This window comes from Streptomyces sp. NPDC053427, assembly GCF_044544985.1.
Lineage (GTDB): Bacteria > Actinomycetota > Actinomycetes > Streptomycetales > Streptomycetaceae > Streptomyces.
This window is the reverse complement of record NZ_JBITYA010000008.1, coordinates 231,758-252,512: the sequence shown is the minus strand read 5'-3', so window position 1 is coordinate 252,512 and position 20,755 is coordinate 231,758. Positions and strand designations below refer to the sequence as shown.

Below are 20,755 nucleotides of genomic sequence, written 5' to 3'. Positions count from 1 at the left end.
CGTCCAGGTGTGGTAGACGCCCGGCCTCCCGTCGTGCGTAGCTCTGCGTTCCGCTCCTTTCGAGCAAGGTCGATCTTCGTCCGTGACCGCATCGGTGTAAATACGCGGGCCGTGGGAGCCGGGGGCGCCCCGCTCCGGGTGGGGGCGGGAGCGGGGCGCCCGGTCGGGATCCGCGGGCGGTTCGTCAGAGCTGCCGTACCTCGAAGGAGTCCAGGACGAACTCCGCCTTGCCGTCGTCCCCGGTCTTGCGCAGCCCCACCCATGCGTCGCCGTCGCCGGGCGCGGTGAACTCGTAGGTGTGGGTGGTGGGCCGGGTGGCGGCGGGCAGCGGGGTGCGGCTCAGCTCGCGGGCCGTGGGGGCGTCGACGGCGGTGATCCAGGCGTACTGGCCGGCTTTTTCGTTCTCGTAGCGGAAGGCGATCCGGTAGCGGCGGCCGGCGGTGAAGCGGACGGTGCCCGGGACGGTGCGGTAGACCAGGCCGGTGTTCTCGCCGCGGGATTTGAGGGATTCGCCGCCGTCGATGACGTCGTCGACGGCTTTGCCGTTCCAGCCGCGGCGGGTGAACGGGGCGTGCCGCTGGGCGATATGGGTGCGCGGGTCGGTGATGCCGCCCGCGTCGCCCTTGACGAAGGGGCCCCAGCCCTGGGGGACGTGCTCGAAGTCCTCGTATATCAGGGCGCCTTTCCTGGCGGTGGGCACGGCGGGTACGACGCGTACGTTGTCGAAGCGGACGCGGGCCTCGCCCGCCGCCGCGGTCAGGGCGAGGGTGACCGGGCCGCCGCCCTCGGGGACGGTGAAGCGGGTGAACAGGCGCTGGAAGCGGGTGCCGGATTTGGGGTCGGCGGCGACGTGGTTGGCGGCGGTGGAGGTGTCGGTCCAGTTGGCGGCGGTGAAGCCGTCGGCGGTACGGACCTCCAGGGCGGCCCGGCGCCGCTCCCCCGCGGTGGCGCCGACCTCGAGCTGTACGGAGGCGGCGTAGTCGCCGGGGGCGAGCCGGGTGAGTTTCTGGGCGACGGTGGCGGCCGGGCCCGCGCCGATGACCAGCTCGTGATCGCCCCGTTCGCTCCGTTCGACGGAGGCCGGGCCGGTGACCTGCCAGGCGTCCAGGGTTCCGGAGTGGAAGCCGGGGTCGGTCAGTGGCGTGCCCTCGCCCCAGCGGGGGTCGGCCGGTGCGGGGGCCTGGCTGAGGTGGACGACGTAGGCCACGCCGGCCTCGGCGGTGAGGGTGATCCGGCCGCCGCTGACGGGGATGCGGGTCTCGTGTGTACGGCCCTGGTCGGTGAGCCGGTAGGCGTGGACGGTGCCGGCGCCGGACCAGCCGCGGGGAAGGCGCCAACTCGTGGTGCCGCCACGGGAGTTGTAGTGGTAGAGCTTGTCGGGGTCGGTGGCCCGGCGGGGCTCCCAGGGCAGCAGGTAGGTCCCGTCGTCGTAGACCAGCCGGCCGTCCGTGGTGATCTTCCGGGTTCCGTCGGCGTCGCTCACGGAGGTCCTGGTGGGGCCCTCGAAGGTGATCTCGTGCGCGCCCCAGGTGTTGATCGGGTAGGCCTGGAGGTATTTGGCGGGCAGGGCGTCGGTCCAGATGAGGGCGTGGAAGGCGGTCCAGTCGGTCTTGCCGGTCCAGCCCTCGAAGTTGCCCATCCGGGCGGCGCCGAGGAGGGTGGGCCACTTGTCGGCGAAGACGTCCTTGTGGTGGTTGCGCAGGAAGCGGATCAGCCGGGAGTTGATGCCGCGGGAGGTGTCGGGGCCGTAGTCCGTCTCCGTCGCCCAGTGCGACCACAGGGACGAGCGTTCCAGGCCGTGGCCCCATTCGCTGGCGATCTCCCAGCCCTGGTCGCGCAGATGGCGCTGGAGGCGGTCGGAGTTCCAGCCGGACTCGCGGAAGACGTCGAGGTAGACGGTGTTCAGCGCCGGGTCGGTCTCCTTGCGCAGCTGCGCGAAGCGGCGGGCGATGTCGCCGGAGAGCAGGTCGCGGCGGGCGTCGATGCGGTAGGACTGGTCGAGCCAGTCCCACTGCTCGTCGTTCTTGTCGACGAGGGTCTCGGAGAAGGCGTGGGCGACCGGGTAGGACTCGGTGGCGTTGACGTGCACGGCGAAGTCGCTGTTCCACTTCTTGCCGGCCCGGAGGAGGGTGTTGAGGTCGGCGAGGCCGCCGGCCCGCTTGTTGTAGTTGCCGCCGTAGTCGGGGTGCGCGGAGTCATGGCCTTCGGACTGGTAGCCCTTGAGGAGGGTGAACTGGCGCAGCCCGTCGGTGGCCAGCGCGATCCGCTTGACGTTGTCGAGGGTGGCCAGGAACGGGTTGGTGGCCTGGCTGGCGAAGTTGAAGGGGATGTGCGGGACGACGCGCAGATGCTGTTCGTCGGCGCCCAGTGGCATCACCATGATGTCGCGCAGCGCGATGGCGGCGTCCTGCCAGTCGGCGTGTCCGTCGCCGTTGCGGTCGCGGGTGACGATGACGGTGGCGTACGGGAGCGGTTCGGTGGCGTCCAGGGGCGCTCCGGCCGCCCGGCAGGTCCACTGGCCGGGGGTCAGCTGTGCCTTGACGAAGCCGTCGCCCTGGAGCGTCTGCCGCCACAGTCGGCCGTTTTCCCAGGTGGTGGCGGCGGTCGGCCGGTCGGCGACGGTGTTGGTCTCGAGGGCCGCGGCCAGTTGGCCGGTGGCGACGACGGCGTATGCGCAGCCGGTGGGCGAGGCCTCGACGGGTGTGCCGGGGGTGACGTCGATCAGGGTGTCGCCGCTCTTGGCCTTGTCCAGGTCGATCCGGGCGGCCAGCAGGGCGGCGGCGGGCTGGTCGCTGCGTACGCTCAGCAGGGCGAGGCCGGGGATCTGGAGGGTGCCGACGCGCAGCGCCGGGGTGTCGGCGATGCCGGTGACCCGCCAGGTGGTTTGCCATCCGTCGACGGCTATGTCGACGGTGATCCGGGTGCCGCCGTCGAAGGTCAGGGTGTAGGCGGCGCGGTCGGCGTGGGCGCGGTGGGTGACCTGGGGGGTGTGGGCGGTGCCGTCGACGAGGACCTGGGTGACGGGGGTCTCCTGGCCGTGCAGGACGTGGCCGGTGCCGCGGTCGGTGTAGGAGACGATGCGGGGGAAGGCGGTGTCGACGCGTACGTCCAGTGCGTCGGAGCGCAGTACGGCGCCGGCGGGGCGGGGCTCCGTGGCGGCGGCCGCGGCGGCGGGTGCGAGGGGCGGGAGGGCGGTGGCGGCTCCGGCGAGCGCGGTCGCGGCGACGACCTTTCTGCGGCTGGGTCCTGGCTGTCCGTTCACGCGCGCCGTCCTCCTTCGCACCTGCACTGTTCTGTCGCGGGACAGCGTGCTGTGCGGGAGCGGCGGGCGCCTATGGACAAAGGGGGGACAGGTGTTGGACTAACGGGCGGCGGGCGCCGACGGCACGGCACAGGGCCCGGGGAGCGACCGTCCCCGGGCCCTGCGACGGTGCGTGCGGTCAGCCGCCGAGCTTGTCGGCGCCCGCCTTGATGTCCTTGGCGAAGGTGCTCACCTCGCTGTAGACACCGGGCTTGCCGGGCCGTGCGCAGCCCTCGCCCCAGGAGACGATGCCGACCTGGAGCCACTCTCCGGCGTCGTCCTTGCGGAACATCGGGCCGCCGGAGTCGCCCTGGCAGGTGTCGATGCCGCCGGTGTCCAGCTTGCCGGCGCAGATCTCGTCGCCGGGTGTGAGCTGGTCGCCGTAGGCCTTCTGGCAGGTGGCGTCGTCGACGAAGGGGACGGTCGCCTTGAGGAGGTAGCGCTGCTGGTCGCCGCCTTCCTTGTCGGCGCCCCAGCCGGCTATCTCGAAGTCGCCGTTGTTGAGCTTGTCGTCCTCGGCGATCTTCAGGGTCGGCAGGTCGATCGCCTTGTCGAGCTTGATGAGGGCCCAGTCCTTGCCCTTGCCGTCGTAGCCGGGGGCCTGGAGGACCTCGGTGGACTTGGCCGTGATCGCCTTCGAGTCCTCCAGGTCGACCACGCCGGCGGTGGCGGTGATGGAGGTGTTGGGGCCGCTGCCGTCGACGCAGTGCGCGGCGGTGAGCACGATGTTCTTGGTGTAGAGGGCGCCGCCGCAGCCCATCGACAGGCGGACCATGAAGGGGAATTCGCCCTGGTCGGCCTTGGTGCCGCCGACGACCTTGGTGTGGCTGTCGCTCGGCTTGGGCGTGGGGGCCGCGGAGGCGGAGGCGGAGCCGGGCTGGAGGCTGAAGGCGGCGAGGGCGACCGCGCCGACGGCGGTGGCTCTCTTGAGGTGCTTCAGGTGGGTGCGCAACGGGCTTCCTTTCGTGGGGGGTTGCACGTCAGTGACGAGCCCATGCCGACCACCGGAGCCGGACGTGGCCGCCGCGCAGGAACGCGGAAGAAGGCAGCACGCCGCAAGGCGTCCGGACCCAGTGGGGATGAGTCCGTAAAGCGCCCTGTGATTATGTGGAGAGAGGGATCAGAGGACAAGAGTGCGCATCCGGCCATGTACCGGCCAACTCCCGTACTGCGCATGGCACGTACGGCCCATACCGGACGAACGCGGCCGCCCGTACAGTGGCCGGATGGCAACGGGCGGCAGCGAGATCACGCACGGATTCCCGCATCTCGACACGGTGCGGTCGGCCGTCACGGCGCTGTTCAAGCGCCTTTCGTACGACACCGTCAGCACCTTCGACACCAGCGTGCTGCCGGTCGATGTCGCCTTCGACGATGCCGAGGACATCCACCTGGGAGCGCAACGGGTGGCCCGCGCCATGGTCCGCCAGTTCCATCTGCCCGACGCCCGGGCCGTCGTCTCCTTCCGCGAGATGGAGCACGCCGCGAACGTCGAACTCACCGCCGGACCCGAGTACTTCATCGAACTCAACGAGCGTTTCAAGACGCACCGCAAGGACATCGGCGCCGCCCTCGCCCACGAGGTGACGCATGTCGCCCTGCACCGCCTCGATCTCTCCTTCCCCGGCACCCGCGACAACGAGATCCTCACCGACACCGCCGCCACCTACCTCGGCGCGGGCTGGCTGCTGCTGGACGCCTACCGCGAGCACGGCCCGTTCTCGCAGAAGCTCGGCTATCTGACGCCGGAGGAGTTCGGCTATGTCCTCGCCGGGCGGGCGCAGTTCTTCGGCGAGGACCCCGCGCCGTGGTTCACCAGCCCGCAGGCGTACGACGCCTACACCGCGGGCGCGGCGCGGGCCCGCCAGGACGCCCGCCGCCCGCCCCTGGCCGCCGCGGGCCGGATCGCCCGCCTCCGCTACGCCAGGGACCGCCATCTGGCCCGGACCGCCGACCGTTCCGGCCCGGCCCGCGTCTCCCCCGACGGCTACCTCTTCGAGGGCCCCGCCCCGCTGCGGGTGTCCTTCCCCTGCCCCGCCTGCCACCAGCGCATCCGCCTCCCGGTGCGCGGCCGGCTCCAGGCGCGGTGCGGGTTGTGCAGGACGCTGCTGGAGTGCGATACGTGAGGGGGCGCCGGCAGCGGGCGGGCGGGCGGCCCTAGAGCCAGCCGGCCAGCCCCGCCATGAACCCCTCGAAGTCGTCGCGGTGAATGGTGTGGCCCGCGCCCGGGACCGTACGGACCTCGAAGCCCCGGGTGCGCAGTTCCTTGGCGGCTTCCTCGGTGAAGAGGAAGCCGTTCCCCGCGATCTGCACGAGGGACGGGACGACCGGGCGCTCGGGTGTGCGGTCGATCAGATGGGCGCCGGAGAGGGCGAGGGCGGTGCCGGAGTCCCAGGCGGCGACCGTGTCGAGTTCGAGGTCGACATCGGCGTCGTCCCAGCGGGGGTTGAAGCTGCGAACCGACTCGCGGGTGGCACGTTTGAAGGTCAGGAAGACGGCCGGGTCCACGACCTGTCCGGTGCCGCCGAGCGACCAGGCCGGGTCGCTGTAGACCGCGCGCTGCGGCCGCAGCCGCTCCGCCGCCAGGGACAACGCGAGCCCGCCCAGCGAGTGCCCGATGGCCAGTTCCGCGCCGGCCGGGAGGGTGTCCACCAGGTCCTCGGCGAACAGCTCCGCGCCGTAGTCGCCGCGCGGGCTGCGGCCGTGGCCGCGCAGATCGACGGCGATGACGCGGTAGCCGAGGTCCGCGAGGGCCGGGCCGACCCGGCGCCAGGTGCGGTGGTCCGACATCATTCCGTGCACCAGCGCCGCGGTCCGGTCGCCGGTACCCCACTCCTGAGTGTGCAACTGCATGCGCCGAGGATATCCGTGCAAGGGGAGTCGGCCGGTGCCCGAGGCCCGCCGCCGGGCGCAAGAACCCCTGTGCGAGGATGCCGGGCGGCCTGACCGATGCAGTCGGCCCCCGGGCCCTTCCAACGCCCTCGACCGGTGCGGCCGTTGCCCGCCGCGCCGGGGTGTCCCGCGCGACGGCTGGGCGCGTTCCATGTGGTGGCGCGCGCGTCGGGGTGAGGGCGCGCACCGTCCCCGTCGCTTGCGCATCGGCGCCCGCCCCGCCTCGCGGCGCCGCTCGCTCATGTCCAGTCCCGCTGCGGCGTCGCCGCCCCCAGCACCGCCCGCGCCCCGCCGAGGACCGGCTCCCCGTGCGCGACGCACACCGTGTCGACGTCCTCCAGGGCGGCCAGTCGGCGGAACGAGGCGACGGCCGTCTCCCGGTCGACGTTGAACGGGCCCAGGACCGCCCGTCGGCCCTCCGGGTCGGTGCCGATGATGTCGCCGGGGAAGAGCAGGCGGCTTCGGGGAAGGTGCAGGGCGATGCTGCCGGGGGTGTGGCCGGGTACGTGCAGGACGTGGACCGGTCCGGGCCAGTCGGGCAGGGTGTCGCCGTCGTGGAGTTCGGTGTCCACCTGGACCGGGGACGGGGGCGGGACCTGGGCGGCGGCGAACTGTGCCGTGATCCCGTCGTGCAGGGGGCGTTCCGCGGGGGTGAGGGCGGGCGGGGGTTCGGGGGCGGTGCCGCGGATGTACGGGGCATCCAGCGCGCCGGCCAGGACGCGGGCTCCGGTGGCGGCCACCAGGTCGGCGGCCGAGCCGGTGTGGTCCAGGTGGGAGTGGGTGAGCACGATCTGCCGGAGGTCGTGCGGGCGGCCGCCGAGGCGGGCCAGGGCGCCGAGGACGGCGGGGGCGGATCCGGGGACGCCCGTGTCGACCAGTGCGTAGCCGCCATCGGGGAGGGCGACGACGTACACATGTCCTACGGGGAAGGGGAGTTGCCAGATGTGCGGGGCGATTTCGCGGAGTGCGTCCATGGCGGGGACGCTAGCGACCGGGCCGCCGCCCGCGGCCCCGTTTGCGCCGTGGGCGGATTGCGCGCACGGCTGACGGAACCCGGCTCCCGCCTGCCACGTCACATACGTGACCCGAGGAGGCATGTCATGCGAGGAACGATCACCCCACGCCGTACGCTCGCCGCCGTGCTCGCGACGGCGGCGGCCGCTGCCGTCGCGCTGACCGGCTGCGGCAAGGAAACCCAGCGGGTGGCGGCCGACCCGCCGAAGAAGCGGGACGCGTTCGAGACGCGGGCGGACCAGATAGTGCGGGACTGGCCGAAGGTCTCGCCGGTCAAGGGCCGGCACGAGGCGGTGCTGCCGCTGGTGTCCGCGGAGCGCCCCAAAAGCGGCGGAGCACGGGAGATCACCGTGACCGTCGGGCACAGCGCCTGCGACGTCCGCTTCGGCGCGCGGAAGTACGAGGCGAAGGGGCTGGTGGTGGTCACCGGCTGGGGCAAGAAGAAGAGCGCCAAGGGCATGTGCACGGAGATGCTGGCCACCGACAAGGTGAAGCTGAAGCTGGACCGGGCGCTGGACGGGCGCAAGGTGGTGGACGCGGCCACCGGCAAGGAGTTGGCGGCCGGGTGAGCGGGCCGGCACCTCGGCACGGGGATTCACCTTGGAGTGCGCTTCACGGCCTAGGCTCGCCCGTATGAGTCCTTCCCTTGCCTCCAACACCCGTGTCGAACTGCCCGGACTGCTGGAGTTCGTCCGCCCCCGCCACCGTGCGATCCTGCTCACCCGCCGCTCCGACGGCACCCCGCAGGGCTCGCCGCTGACCTGCGGGGTGGACGACTCCGGGCGGCTGGTGATGTCGACGTACCCGGAGCGCGCCAAGGTCCGCAACGCCCGGCGGGTGTCGTCGGTCAGCGTCATCGTGCTGAGCGACGAGTGGAACGGGCCGTGGGTGCAGATCGACGGGGAGGCCGAGGTGATCGATGCGCCGGACTCGGTCGAGCCGTTGGTGGAGTACTACCGCAACATCGCCGGTGAGCATCCGGACTGGGACGAGTACCGGGCGGCGATGCGCAAGCAGGGCAAGTCGCTGATCCGCGTCACTCCGCTGCGGTGGGGGCCCATCGCCACGGGCGGTTTCCCGGCCCGGCTCGCGGAGGACGACGCATAGCCGGGCCGGACGGCGACGGCAGGCGGTCAGGAGCGGGGCGGGGCGAGCGCCGGGGAGGGCGAGAGCGCCTCGTCGGGCAGGGCGAGTTGGTCGCGGAAGGCCGCGCGGCCCGCGTCGGTGACGGTGAGGATGCGGGTGGCGGGGGCCTTGACGATCCATGCGTGGTCCACGGCGTGCCGGTAGAGGGCGGCGCCGACCGCGCCGGAGAGGTGCCGGCGGCGCACCGTCCAGTCCAGGCAGGTGCGGACGTGGGCCCGATGGGCGACGGAGGGGCCGGTGTCGGGGATGCCGAGGGCGGTCAGCCAGCGGGCGCCGGCGCCGGTCAGCACCGGGCCGTCGTCCCTTGCCAGCAGGCCGCGTTCGGTCATGGCGTCGGCGATCGCCACGCCCAGGGCGCCCGCGATGTGGTCGTAGCAGGTCCGGGCGTGGTGCAGGGCCCTGCGGTGGTTGGCCTCGGCGAGGGAGCGGATCGGGACCTGGCGGTAGGGGGCGAGGCCGGCCAGGGTCTCCAGGGTTTCGGCGGTGTCCGGTCCGGCGAGCCGTACACAGCGCCGCCGGCCCTGCCGTTGCTGGGTCAACAGGCCGCCGGAGACCAGGAGGTTGAGGTGTTCGGTGGCGGTGGAGGGGGCCACCGCCGCGTATTCGGCCAGCTCGCTCGCGGTCCAGGTGCCGCCGTCCAGCAGGGCCATGCAGATGGCGACGCGGGTGCGGTCCGCGAGCAGTTGCGCCAGGGCCGCCACATCGGGGGTTTCCGCGGCGCTTTCATGGTCGGCATCCCATCGGTTCATGTGCAGAGGGCTCATGTGCAGAGAGTAAGCTCTCATCACACTTCGGTGAGCACCGAATCGTCCGGCTTCTATCCTCGGGACATGAACGGCGTGCGGGAGGAGAGCGGTTCCGTCGCGCCGGCGCTGCTGTCCACGGAGAACGAAGACGGGACGTTTGCGCTGGTGACGCTGCGGATCCGGTGGGAGCTCGGCCCGGTGGTGTGCGTATCGCTGCCGGCCCGCGGGCGTACCGCGCGCAATCTGGCGGTGCGCCCGGACGTGGTCTTCAACCTGCCGCAGGCGGGCAGCGGGGCCGAGGAGGGCGTGGGCGTGGGGACCGGTCCGCCGGACGCGCCCTGGACCGAGCCGTCGGAACTGGTTCGGCCGCCGCGGCTGCTGAACTGCCCGGTGCAGCTGGAGGCGCGCCGGGTCGGTGAGCTGAGGGTGTGCGAGGGGGCCTGGACGCAGATGGAGGCGCAGGTGCTGCGGGTGCACGCCGATCCCCGGTGGGTGCTGCCGCTGGGCGACGGCCGTATCGATCTGTCGGCCTGGTGCCCGCCGGTGCACGACTTCCGCCCGCCGGGCACCCCGGCGCCGCGTGCGGTGCCGGCGCCCGCGTGGGAGATGGCGCGGGAGCTGGGCCGCCGGTTCCCCGGGGGGTGACGAAGCCCCGACGACGCGCGGCGCCTGCCTTCCGGTCGGGGAAGGAAGCAGGCGCCGCGCAGTTGTTCCGTACGACGTTGTACGGGACATCGGGGGGACGGTCGTCACACGGTCAGTGAACGGTCCGTCGGCTTGATGGGAGCCGGCAGGGCGCTGACTCCGGTGAGGAAGCGGTCCACGCCCTTGGCCGCGGAGCGGCCCTCGGCGATGGCCCACACGATCAGCGACTGGCCGCGGCCCGCGTCGCCGGCGACGTACACGCCGGGGACGTTGGTGGCGAAGTCCGCGTCGCGGGCGACATTGCCGCGCGCGTCCAGCTCCAGGCCGAACTGCTCGACCAGGCCGTTTTCCTGGTCGGTGCCGGTGAAGCCCATCGCGAGGGTGACCAGCTGGGCCGGGATCTTGCGCTCGGTGCCCGGCTTCTGCTCCAGCTTGCCGTCCTTGAACTCCACCTCGATCAGGTGCAGGAACTGGACGTTGCCGTCCTCGTCGCCCTCGAAGTGGGTGGTGGAGACGGAGTAGACCCGCTCGCCGCCCTCCTCGTGCGCGGAGGTGACCTTGTAGAGCATCGGGAAGGTCGGCCAGGGCTGGCCCTCGCTGCGCTCCTCCCCCGGCTTGGGCATGATCTCCAGCTGGGTGACGGAGGCCGCGCCCTGGCGGTGGGCGGTGCCCACGCAGTCCGCGCCGGTGTCGCCGCCGCCGATGACGACGACGTGCTTGCCCTCGGCGGTGATCGGGGCGACGGTCAGGTCGCCCTCCTGCACCTTGTTGGCGAGCGGCAGGTACTCCATCGCGAAGTGGATGCCGTTCAGCTCGCGACCGGGGACGGGAAGGTCGCGGGAGGTGGTGGCACCGGCGGCGATGACGACGGCGTCGTAGCGCTTGCGCAGCTTCTTGGCGTCGAGGTCCCGGCCGATCTCCACCTCCGTACGGAACTTGGTGCCCTCCGCGCGCATCTGCTCGATGCGGCGGTTGATGTGGCGCTTCTCCATCTTGAACTCGGGGATGCCGTAGCGGAGAAGACCGCCGATACGGTCCGCGCGCTCGTAGACGGCGACGGTGTGGCCGGCCCGGGTCAGCTGCTGGGCGGCGGCCAGGCCCGCGGGGCCCGAGCCGATGACGGCGACGGTCTTGCCGGAGAGGCGCTCGGGCGGCTGCGGGGTGACGTCGCCGTTGTCCCACGCCTTGTCGATGATGGAGACCTCGACGTTCTTGATGGTCACCGGCGGCTGGTTGATGCCCAGCACACAGGCGGCCTCACAGGGCGCGGGGCAGAGGCGACCGGTGAACTCCGGGAAGTTGTTGGTCGCGTGCAGCCGCTCGCTGGCCTCGGTCCAGTCCTCGCGGTAGGCGTAGTCGTTCCACTCGGGGATGAGGTTTCCCAGCGGACAGCCGTTGTGGCAGAACGGGATACCGCAGTCCATGCAGCGCGACGCCTGCTTGCTGATGATCGGCAGCAGGGAGCCGGGCTGGTAGACCTCGTTCCAGTCCTTGACGCGCTCCTCGACGGGGCGGGTCTTGGCGATCTCGCGCTCGTGGGTCAGGAAGCCCTTGGGGTCAGCCATTGGTCGCCGCCTCCATCATCTTCTCGTGGGTCTCGGACTCGGAGAGTCCGGCTCGCTCGGCGGCGTCCTTGGCGGCGAGCACTGCCTGGAAAGTGGCCGGGACGACCTTGCTGAAGCGGGCGGCGGCCGCGTCCCAGTCGGCGAGGAGCTTCGCGGCGACGGTGGAGCCGGTCTCCTCCTGGTGGCGGCGCACGACGTCGTGCAGCCACTGCTTGTCGGTGTCGTCCAGCGCGGTGACCGCGTCGGCCAGTTCGCGGTTGACGTTGGCCGGGTCGAGGTCGATGACATAGGCGATGCCGCCGGACATGCCCGCCGCGAAGTTGCGGCCGGTCTCGCCCAGGACGACGGCGTGGCCGCCGGTCATGTACTCGCAGCCGTGGTCGCCGACGCCCTCGGAGACCACCGTGGCACCGGAGTTGCGGACGCAGAACCGCTCGCCGACCCGGCCGCGCAGGAACAGCTCGCCGCCGGTGGCGCCGTAGGCGAGGGTGTTGCCGGCGATGGTGGAGTACTCGGCGAGGTGGTCGGCGCCGCGGTCCGGGCGGACCACGACCCGGCCGCCGGAGAGGCCCTTGCCGACGTAGTCGTTGGCGTCGCCCTCCAGGCGCAGCGTGACGCCGCGCGGCAGGAACGCGCCGAAGGACTGGCCGGCCGAGCCGGTGAAGGTGATGTCGATGGTGTCGTCGGGCAGTCCCGCGCCGCCGAACTTCTTGGTCACCTGGTGGCCGAGCATGGTGCCGACGGTCCGGTTGATGTTCCGGATCGCGATCTGGGCCCGGACCGGCTGCGCGGCCTCGGCGCTGTCCGCGGCGAGCGCGTCGGCGGCGAGTTCGATCAGCTCGTTGTCCAGCGCCTTCTCCAGGCCGTGGTCCTGGACGGTGACCTGGTGCCGGACGGCGCCCTCGGGCAGCTCGGGGACGTGCAGCAGCGGGGCGAGGTCCAGACCCTGCGCCTTCCAGTGCGTGACGGCCTTGGTGGTGTTGAGGATCTCGGCGTGGCCGACGGCCTCGTCCAGGCTGCGGAAGCCCAGCTCGGCGAGGAGTTCGCGGACCTCTTCGGCGATGAACTGGAAGAAGTTGACGACGTACTCGGCCTTGCCGCTGAAGCGCTCGCGCAGCGTGGGGTTCTGGGTGGCGATGCCGACCGGGCAGGTGTCCAGGTGGCACACGCGCATCATGACGCAGCCGGAGACGACCAGCGGGGCGGTGGCGAAGCCGTACTCCTCGGCGCCCAGCAGGGCGGCGATGACGACGTCACGGCCGGTCTTGAGCTGGCCGTCGGTCTGCACGACGATGCGGTCGCGCAGGCCGTTGAGCAGCAGCGTCTGCTGGGTCTCGGCCAGGCCCAGCTCCCAGGGGCCGCCCGCGTGCTTGAGGGAGGTGAGCGGGGAGGCGCCCGTACCGCCGTCGTGGCCGGAGATCAGGACCACGTCCGCGTGCGCCTTGGAGACGCCCGCGGCGACCGTGCCGACGCCGACCTCGGAGACCAGCTTCACGTGGATGCGGGCGGCCGGGTTGGCGTTCTTGAGGTCGTGGATCAGCTGAGCCAGGTCCTCGATGGAGTAGATGTCGTGGTGCGGCGGCGGCGAGATGAGCCCGACGCCCGGCGTCGAGTGACGCGTCTTGGCGACCCACGGGTAGACCTTGTGGCCGGGCAGCTGGCCGCCCTCGCCGGGCTTGGCGCCCTGGGCCATCTTGATCTGGATGTCGTCGGAGTTGACCAGGTACTCGGACGTCACACCGAAGCGGCCGGAGGCGACCTGCTTGATGGACGAGCGGCGCGCCGGGTCGTAGAGACGGTCGGGGTCCTCGCCGCCCTCACCGGTGTTGGACTTGCCGCCCAGCTGGTTCATGGCGATGGCAAGGGTCTCGTGCGCCTCCTTGGAGATGGAGCCGTACGACATGGCGCCGGTGGAGAAGCGCTTGACGATCTCGGACGCCGGCTCGACCTCGTCGAGGGGGATCGAGGGGCGGTCGGACTTGAAGCCGAACAGGCCGCGCAGCGTCATCAGGCGCTCGGACTGCTCGTTCACCCGCTCGGTGTACTGCTTGAAGATGTCGTAGCGGCGCGAGCGGGTGGAGTGCTGGAGCCGGAAGACGGTGTCCGGGTCGAAGAGGTGCGGCTCGCCCTCGCGGCGCCACTGGTACTCGCCGCCGATCTCCAGCGCGCGGTGCGTGGCGGCGATGCCGGAGGCCGGGTAGGCCTTGGCGTGCCTCGCTGCGACCTCCTTGGCGATGACGTCCAGGCCCGCGCCGCCGATCTTGGTGGCGGTGCCCTGGAAGTACGTGGCGACGAATTCCTCGTCCAGGCCGACGGCCTCGAAGACCTGCGCGCCGCGGTAGGAGGCGACGGTGGAGATGCCCATCTTGGACATGACCTTCAGGACGCCCTTGCCGAGCGCCTTGATCAGGTTCTTGATGGCCGTCTCGGTCTCCACGCCGGGCAGGAAGGTGCCGGCGCGGACGAGGTCCTCGACGGACTCCATCGCCAGGTACGGGTTGACGGCCGCGGCGCCGAAGCCGATGAGCAGCGCGACGTGGTGCACCTCGCGCACATCGCCGGCCTCGACGAGCAGACCGACCTGGGTGCGCTCCTTGGTGGCGATGAGGTGGTGGTGGACCGCGGCGGTCAGCAGCAGCGACGGGATCGGCGCGTGCTCGGCGTCGGAGTGCCGGTCGGAGAGCACGATCAGCCGGGCGCCGTCGTCGATGGCGGCGTCCGCCTCGGCGCAGATCTCCTCGATCCGGGCGGCCAGCGACTCGCCGCCGCCGGAGACCCGGTAGAGACCGGAGAGGGTCACGGCCTTCATGCCGGGCATGTCGCCGTCGGCGTTGATGTGGACGAGCTTGGCCAGCTCGTCGTTGTCGATGACCGGGAAGGGCAGGGTCACGCTGCGGCAGGAGGCCGCGGTCGGCTCCAGGAGGTTGCCCTGCGGGCCGAGCGAGGAGATCAGCGAGGTGACCAGTTCCTCGCGGATGGCGTCCAGCGGCGGGTTGGTGACCTGCGCGAAGAGCTGGGTGAAGTAGTCGAAGAGCAGCCGGGGGCGCTCGGAGAGCGCGGCGATCGGCGAGTCGGTGCCCATCGAGCCGATCGGCTCGGCGCCGGCCTTGGCCATCGGGGCGAGGATGACGCGCAGCTCTTCCTCGGTGTAGCCGAAGGTCTGCTGGCGGCGGGTGACCGAGGCGTGGGTGTGCACGATGTGCTCGCGCTCGGGCAGGTCCGCCAGGTCGATCAGGCCGGAGTCCAGCCAGTCCTGGTACGGGTGCTCGGCGGCGAGCTGCGCCTTGATCTCGTCGTCCTCGATGATGCGGTGCTCGGCGGTGTCGACGAGGAACATCCGGCCGGGCTGGAGGCGGCCCTTGCGGACGACCTTGGCGGGGTCGATGTCGAGGACGCCGACCTCGGAGGAGAGCACGACCAGGCCGTCGTCGGTGACCCAGTAGCGGCCGGGGCGCAGACCGTTGCGGTCGAGGACCGCGCCGACCTGGGTGCCGTCGGTGAAGGTGACACAGGCCGGGCCGTCCCAGGGCTCCATCATCGTGGAGTGGTACTGGTAGAAGGCGCGCCGGGCCGGGTCCATGGAGGGGGAGTTCTCCCACGCCTCGGGGACCATCATCAGCACGGAGTGCGGCAGCGAGCGGCCGCCGAGGTGGAGCAGTTCCAGGACCTCGTCGAAGGAGGCGGAGTCGGAGGCGTCCGGCGTGCAGACCGGGAAGATCCGCTCCAGGTCCTCGCTGCCGAACAGCTTCGAGGCGAGCTGGGACTCGCGGGCGCGCATCCAGTTGCGGTTGCCCTTGACCGTGTTGATCTCGCCGTTGTGCGCGACGAAGCGGTACGGGTGGGCGAGCGGCCAGCTCGGGAAGGTGTTGGTGGAGAACCGCGAGTGGACCAGCGCGATGGCGGTGGCGAAGCGGCGGTCGGAGAGGTCCGGGAAGAAGGGCTCGAGCTGGCCGGTGGTCAGCATGCCCTTGTAGACGATCGTCCGGGAGGAGAGGGAGGGGAAGTAGACCCCCGCCTCGCGCTCGGCGCGCTTGCGCAGCGCGAAGGCCTTGCGGTCCAGCGCCAGGCCGGTGCTGCGGCCGTCGGCGACGAAGAGCTGGGAGAAGGCCGGCATGGTGGCGCGGGCGCCGTTGCCCAGCAGCTGCGGGGCGACGGGGACGATGCGCCAGCCGAGGACGGTCAGGCCCTCTTCGACGGCCATCGTCTCGATGCGCGAGACGGCGTCGGCCGCATCGCGGGCCTCGGACGGCAGGAAGGCGATACCGACGGCGTAGGCGCCGGCCTCGGGGAGCTCGAAGGTGGCTTCCTCGCGCAAAAACGCGTCCGGGACCTGGAGCAGGATGCCGGCGCCGTCGCCGGAGTCGGGCTCGGAGCCCGTGGCACCGCGGTGCTCCAGGTTCGTCAGGACGGTGAGCGCCTGCTCGACCAACGCGTGGCTGGCCTCGCCGGTGAGGGTGGCCACAAAGCCGACGCCGCAGGCGTCGTGCTCATTGCGAGGGTCGTACATCCCCTGCTGGGCGGGGCGCCCGTCCATGGGCGACCAGGCGGCGCGAGCGCTGCCGGTGGTCGCGGAGTGCGTGGACGCGGAACGCATCGGCTCTCCCAACGTCGTCGTGGCATAGGCATTGCCGAGGGACGACGTTGGCCCTCCGCGAAATTTCGTGCAGGTTACAGGATGGCCCGCTTCTCGAAAAGCGGATAGTGCCTTCCAACATACGGACACCGCGCACTGCGGTGGATCAAGGACACGGGCGGACACTCCGCCATCCCGTAAAGCGGCGTCCGGCGAGCGACATTGCCCGCGACGCCTGGGCCTTATGCCCGGCCGTCAACAAACCGAAACCGCTGGGTAACACGTTAATTATGCGAGGCCCCCGCGCCGGGCGTCACCCTACGACGGTTCCGAACAGCGATCCCAGGACGTACGTCACACCGGCGGCGGCACCACCCAGGGCCAGTTGGCGCAATCCGCTGAACCACCACGAACGCGCCGTCACCCGCGCCACGACCGCCCCACAGGCGAAGAGTCCCAGCAGCGCGAGAGCCACCGCCGGCCACAGGGCCGAAGCTCCCAGAAGATACGGAAGCACGGGCAAAAGCGCGCCCAAAGCAAACGATCCGAAGGAAGAAATGGCCGCAACGGCGGGAGAAGGAAGGTCGGACGGGTCAATTCCCAATTCTTCGCGAGCGTGAATTTCCAGCGCCTGCTCGGGATCCCGGGAGAGCTGCTCGGCCACCTGCCGGGCGAGCTTCGGCTCGACGCCCCGGGACTCGTACAGCGCCGCCAGCTCCTGGAGCTCGTCATGGGGGTGCTTGCGCAGCTCGGCCCGCTCGATGTCCAGCTCGGCCAGGACCAGCTCCCGCTGCGAGGCGACCGAGGTGTACTCCCCGGCGGCCATCGAGAAGGCGCCGGCGGCCAGGCCCGCGAGGCCGGTGATGACGATCGTCTGCTGCGACAGGGCGCCGCCGGCGACACCGGTCATCAGGGCGAGGTTCGAGACCAGGCCGTCCATCGCGCCGAAGACGGCGGGGCGCAGCCAGCCGCCGTTGACATCGCGGTGGGTGTGGTTGTCACGGTGCGCGACATGCGTCGGCGCCGCGCTGTCCATGATCTCCATGACGGACATGTAGGGACCTCTCCCTTCCACGAGGTGTGGGCCGATGGCGGCGCTTCCCCCTGCAACACCTCGAAGTTACGCACTCATCACCCTCCGCCGCTAGCAAGGAAGGCCGAACTTACCGCGCTGACCTGCGGTTTTCCCGAAAACAAGATACTGATGCACCGTCAGGAGGCGCCGTCGACCGGGTGACCTCGCCGCCCGGGGCAAGAGAGGCGGCCCCTCGCGTGGGACGGATACACCCCGACCCGTACGACGAAAGGGCACGCCATGAGCCCACCGGATCCCCCGCCCTCGACGGCCGGCGCCCTCGACACGCTGCGTGAGGGGGCCCGCGGGGCGATGCTCGGGCTCGCGGTCGGCGATGCGCTCGGCGCGCCCGCGGAGAACATGAAGCCCTCGCAGATCCGTCGCCGCTGGGGCCGTATCGAGGGCTATGTCGAGGACGATCCGGCCGGCACCGACGACACCGAGTACGCGATCTTCTCCGGGCTGCTGCTGGCCGCGCACGGCTCGGCGCTGACCGTCGCCCATGTCGAGGCGGCCTGGCACCAGTGGATCGCCGACCGCGACGAGGGCCCCTTCCGCGGCGCGGGCTTCAGCGAACGCGGGACGCTGGAGAACCTGCGCCGCGGCCTGGCGGCCCCGATCTCGGCGCAGCACCGGCACGCCTGGAGCGACGGGCTGGCGATGCGCGCCGCGCCGTTCGGGGTGTTCGCCGCCGGGCGCCCCGCCGAGGCCGCCCGGCTGGTGGCCATCGACGGCACGGTCAGCCACGACGGCGAGGGCATCTACGGCGGCCAGGCGGTGGCCGCCGGGGTCGCGGCCGCCATGGTCGCCCTCCCCCAGGGGCCTTCGACCGGGGGGAGCCCGCTCGGTCCGGAGGGGACCTCCGCCACCGACGCGGTGATCGCCGCGGCGCTCTCCGTCGTCCCCGAGGACTCCTGGACCGCCCGCTCGCTGCGCCGCGCGGTCGGCGCCGCCCAGCGCTCGCGGCACGACCCCGGCATCACCCAGCTCGGCATCGAACGCGCGGTGCGCTCCGCGGTCGTCGTCGGCGGCTACCCCTGGACCGACCTGGCCCCCGAGGCCGTCGGGCTGGCCTTCGGGGCGTTCGCCGCCGCCCGCGGGGACTTCGCCCGGTCGGTCCTGACCGCGGTCAACATGGGCCGCGACGCCGACACCACCGCGGCGGTGGCGGGCGCGCTGGCCGGGGCGCTGACCGGGGCCGCCGCGATCCCCGAGCCGTGGGCCGCGGCCATCGGCCCGGCCCGCGGCAGCTGTCTGCCCTCGATGGCGGGCTACCACGTGCTGGACATCGCGGAACTGCTGGCCCCCGCGGGCGCCGAGGCGGCCGCCTGATGAGCGAGACCGACTCCCGCAGCCGTATCGAGGGCCTGCTGCTCGGGCTGGCCTCCGGGGACGCCGCCGGCTGGCCCGCGGCCCGCCACCGGGCGGCACGGATGCCCGAGTGGACCCGCCGGCTCACCCGCGAGCTGGACACCTTCGCCGAGCAGAACGCCACCACCACCCTGCCGGTGCCGATCGCCCTGAACCAGCCGCCCGAACCCCTGCTGCTGGGCCCGTCCGACGACGCCGAGTGGGCGGCCTTCACCGCCGAGTCGGTGCTGACGGCCGCCGGTGCGCTCCTGAGCGACCTGGGCCGGGACCGCCGGATGCGGGCCGCCCTCGACCTGGCCTGGAACGCGCTGGCCGGCGAGGTCGCCGCGGCCGCCGACCGGGCACCCGAGGTGGAGTCCGCGGTGCTGCCGCTGCGCGCCCGGATCTCGGTACGGGCCGGGCTCGGCAATCTCGCCGCCGGACTGCGGCCGCCCGCCACCGGCCACGACAACCCGCACTACTTCGACGACGCGGCCTGCGTACGCGCCGCCGTCCTCGCGGTCGTCTACCCCGGTGAGCCGGCCGCGGCCGCCGGGCTGGCCGAATACGACGCGCGCTACACCCAGGACGGCGACGGGGTGCACGGCGCGCGGGCGATGGCCGCGGCCGTGGCGGCGGCGCTCGGCGGCGCGCCGGTGGACGCCTGCGTGGACGCGGCGCTCGGCCAGCTCCCGGCGGGCACCGAGATCCGCCGCAACGCGCTGCACGCGGTCGGTCTCGCCCGGGCCGCGGCCGCCGACCGGCCCGTCCGCCCCGGCGGCGCCTTCGCCCTGGTCCCCGTCCTGGAGCACGAGATCGTCGATCACGTCTACAGCTACGGCATCGCCGCCGCCGAGACCGTCCCCGTCGCGCTCGCGCTGACCGTCGCGGGCGGCGGGCGGGTCGCCGAGGCGGTCCCGGCCGCGGCCTGCCTCTCCCGCGTCGCGGACTCCGCGCCCGCCCTCGCCGGGGCGCTGACCGGCGCGCTCGGCGGCGCCCGCGGGGTACCCCGCCCCTGGCGCGACGCCTGCCGGGTGCTCTCCGGCTGCGCTCTGCCCCGGCTGGCCGGCACCGATCTCGTCGAACTGGCGGGCCTGCTCGCCGGCACCGAACTGACGGAACGTCAACACACGGTGCCCCACGTGCCGTTGAACCCGGTGAGCCCGCCGAGGCCGCCACGACCCCTGAGCCCGCCGCACGGCCCCGCCGCCGTATCCACCGTGGAAGGACGCACCCCCACATGACCCACACGATGCAGACCCTCCCGCAACCGGCCCCGGCCACCGGCGGCGACGCCGCCCCCCTGGAGCACCGGGCGGCCGGCTGTCTGGTCGGCGCCGCCGTCGGCGACGCCCTCGGCGGGCCGGTCGAAGGCTGGACGCCGGAGCAGATCACGGCGCGGCACGGCGGCCGGGTCACCGGCATCGTCGGCCCGTTCCACGAGGACTGGCGCACCGCCCGCCCGATCGCCCCGTACCACAAAGGCGACGGCCACGTCACCGACGACACCCTGATGACCCATGCCCTGGTACGGGTCTACGAGAAGGTCCGCGACCACCTCGACGCCTTCGACATCGCCGACCATCTCGTACCGGACCTGATCGGCACCCCGCGCTGGATCCCCGAGCTGGAGGGCGAGGCGCTGCCGCTGCAGCGGATCTTCCTCGCCGAGAAGTGGATCGTGGCGCGGCTGCACTACGGGCACATCGACCCGCGCGAGGCGGGCGTCGGCAACATCGTCAACTGCGGTGCGGCGATGTACATGGCGCCGGTCGGCGTCGTCAACGCCGGCCACCCCGACCGCGCCTACGCCGAGGCCCTGGACATCGCCGGCGCCCATCAGTCCTCCTACGGCCGGGAGGCGGCCGGGGTGTTCGCCGCCGCCGTGGCCGCCGCGTTCGCCCCCGACGCCACCGTGGCCTCCGTCATCGGCCATGCGCTCCGGGTCGCCAAGGACGGCACCCGCACCGCGATCGAGGCGGTGTGCGAGGCCGCCGCCCCGGGCGCCGGCTTCGAGTCCGCGCTGGCCCCGCTGCGCGCGGCCGTCGCCCCCTTCGACACCGTCGGCCCCGACTACCGCAACCCGTCGCTGGGCGCCCGCCGCCCCTCCCGGCTGCACGCCATCGAGGAACTCCCCGTCGCCCTGGGCATGCTGCTCGCCTGCGACGGCGACTTCCGCGGCACGGTCCTGGGATCGGTCAACTACGGCCGCGACTGCGACTCCATCGCCACGATGAGCGGCGCGATCGCCGGCGCGCTGCACGGCGCCGCCGCCGTACCGGCCGACTGGGCCGCGGAGGTCGCCCGCGCCAGCCGCCTCGATCTCCACGCCCCGGCCGCGGCGCTGGCCACCGTCACCCGCGAGATCTTCGCCCGCGACCGGGTCCGCCGCCGCGCCCATGAACGGGCCTTCGCCGCGCTCGCGGAGAGCTGACCATGGGTACGGCG

General features: G+C 72.5%; 15 protein-coding genes. 7 read left to right on the top strand and 8 right to left on the bottom strand.

Going from position 1 to position 20,755, the window contains the following annotated elements:
* Window positions 1-184 precede the first annotated feature (184 nt).
* Together ACIGWZ_RS23580 and ACIGWZ_RS23575 are read right to left on the bottom strand one after the other, a co-directional pair.
* Complete coding sequence (locus tag ACIGWZ_RS23580) at window positions 185-3,262, bottom strand: endo-alpha-N-acetylgalactosaminidase family protein (RefSeq protein WP_400067668.1); 3,078 nt, start codon at window positions 3,260-3,262, stop codon at window positions 185-187.
* A 178-nt stretch (window positions 3,263-3,440) separates the two neighbouring features.
* Window positions 3,441-4,253 (bottom strand): S1 family peptidase, encoded by an 813-nt coding sequence (locus ACIGWZ_RS23575; protein WP_400067666.1) that lies wholly within the window; start codon window positions 4,251-4,253, stop codon window positions 3,441-3,443.
* A 274-nt stretch (window positions 4,254-4,527) separates the two neighbouring features.
* Here ACIGWZ_RS23575 and ACIGWZ_RS23570 point away from each other — a divergent pair, with 274 nt between their 5' ends.
* Window positions 4,528-5,427, top strand: a complete 900-nt coding sequence (locus tag ACIGWZ_RS23570; protein ID WP_400067664.1) for a hypothetical protein — start codon at window positions 4,528-4,530, stop codon at window positions 5,425-5,427.
* A 31-nt stretch (window positions 5,428-5,458) separates the two neighbouring features.
* Here the strand turns inward: ACIGWZ_RS23570 and ACIGWZ_RS23565 are convergent, their stop codons facing one another.
* The gene (locus ACIGWZ_RS23565; protein ID WP_400067662.1) at window positions 5,459-6,154 is read right to left on the bottom strand and encodes an alpha/beta fold hydrolase; all 696 of its coding nucleotides are present in this window, start codon (window positions 6,152-6,154) and stop codon (window positions 5,459-5,461) included.
* 278 nt (window positions 6,155-6,432) lie between these two features.
* Window positions 6,433-7,167 carry an MBL fold metallo-hydrolase gene (locus ACIGWZ_RS23560; RefSeq protein ID WP_400067661.1) on the bottom strand — a complete coding sequence of 245 codons (735 nt, stop codon included), beginning with the start codon at window positions 7,165-7,167 and terminating at the stop codon, window positions 6,433-6,435.
* A gap of 126 nt (window positions 7,168-7,293) precedes the next feature.
* Between ACIGWZ_RS23560 and ACIGWZ_RS23555 the strand changes: the two genes are divergently transcribed.
* Together ACIGWZ_RS23555 and ACIGWZ_RS23550 are read left to right on the top strand one after the other, a co-directional pair.
* On the top strand, window positions 7,294-7,776 hold the full coding sequence (locus ACIGWZ_RS23555) for a hypothetical protein (RefSeq protein WP_400067659.1): 483 nt from the start codon (window positions 7,294-7,296) through the stop codon (window positions 7,774-7,776).
* Window positions 7,777-7,840: 64 nt separating this feature from the next.
* Window positions 7,841-8,314, top strand: a complete 474-nt coding sequence (locus ACIGWZ_RS23550) for a PPOX class F420-dependent oxidoreductase (RefSeq protein ID WP_400067657.1) — start codon at window positions 7,841-7,843, stop codon at window positions 8,312-8,314.
* A 26-nt stretch (window positions 8,315-8,340) separates the two neighbouring features.
* On the opposite strand, the gene ACIGWZ_RS23545 is transcribed toward ACIGWZ_RS23550, so the two are convergent.
* Complete coding sequence (locus ACIGWZ_RS23545) at window positions 8,341-9,102, bottom strand: ArsR/SmtB family transcription factor (protein ID WP_400068046.1); 762 nt, start codon at window positions 9,100-9,102, stop codon at window positions 8,341-8,343.
* Window positions 9,103-9,183: 81 nt separating this feature from the next.
* Between ACIGWZ_RS23545 and ACIGWZ_RS23540 the strand changes: the two genes are divergently transcribed.
* Window positions 9,184-9,744, top strand: coding sequence for a hypothetical protein (locus tag ACIGWZ_RS23540; RefSeq protein ID WP_400067655.1), 561 nt, complete (start codon window positions 9,184-9,186; stop codon window positions 9,742-9,744).
* 104 nt (window positions 9,745-9,848) lie between these two features.
* Here ACIGWZ_RS23540 and ACIGWZ_RS23535 read toward each other — a convergent pair whose 3' ends face one another.
* The 3 genes from ACIGWZ_RS23535 to ACIGWZ_RS23525 all read right to left on the bottom strand — a co-directional run bounded on the left by ACIGWZ_RS23535 (window position 9,849) and on the right by ACIGWZ_RS23525 (window position 16,927).
* Complete coding sequence (locus ACIGWZ_RS23535) at window positions 9,849-11,309, bottom strand: glutamate synthase subunit beta (protein ID WP_400067653.1); 1,461 nt, start codon at window positions 11,307-11,309, stop codon at window positions 9,849-9,851.
* Entirely contained in the window at window positions 11,302-15,903 is a 4,602-nt protein-coding gene (gene gltB / locus ACIGWZ_RS23530) for a glutamate synthase large subunit (protein WP_400067651.1), read from the bottom strand. The genes ACIGWZ_RS23535 and gltB overlap by 8 nt, the downstream gene beginning before the upstream one ends.
* Window positions 15,904-16,195: 292 nt before the next feature.
* On the bottom strand, window positions 16,196-16,927 hold the full coding sequence (locus tag ACIGWZ_RS23525; RefSeq protein WP_400068044.1) for a VIT1/CCC1 transporter family protein: 732 nt from the start codon (window positions 16,925-16,927) through the stop codon (window positions 16,196-16,198).
* 270 nt (window positions 16,928-17,197) lie between these two features.
* Between ACIGWZ_RS23525 and ACIGWZ_RS23520 the strand changes: the two genes are divergently transcribed.
* Genes ACIGWZ_RS23520 through ACIGWZ_RS23510 form a run of 3 tightly spaced genes read left to right on the top strand, consistent with a single transcriptional unit; the run spans window position 17,198 to window position 20,741 of the window.
* Complete coding sequence (locus ACIGWZ_RS23520; RefSeq protein ID WP_400067649.1) at window positions 17,198-18,289, top strand: ADP-ribosylglycohydrolase family protein; 1,092 nt, start codon at window positions 17,198-17,200, stop codon at window positions 18,287-18,289.
* Window positions 18,289-19,551 (top strand): ADP-ribosylglycohydrolase family protein, encoded by a 1,263-nt coding sequence (locus ACIGWZ_RS23515; RefSeq protein WP_400067648.1) that lies wholly within the window; start codon window positions 18,289-18,291, stop codon window positions 19,549-19,551. The genes ACIGWZ_RS23520 and ACIGWZ_RS23515 overlap by 1 nt, the downstream gene beginning before the upstream one ends.
* Window positions 19,548-20,741 (top strand): ADP-ribosylglycohydrolase family protein, encoded by a 1,194-nt coding sequence (locus tag ACIGWZ_RS23510; protein ID WP_400067647.1) that lies wholly within the window; start codon window positions 19,548-19,550, stop codon window positions 20,739-20,741. The genes ACIGWZ_RS23515 and ACIGWZ_RS23510 overlap by 4 nt, the downstream gene beginning before the upstream one ends.
* Window positions 20,742-20,755: the final 14 nt, after the last annotated feature.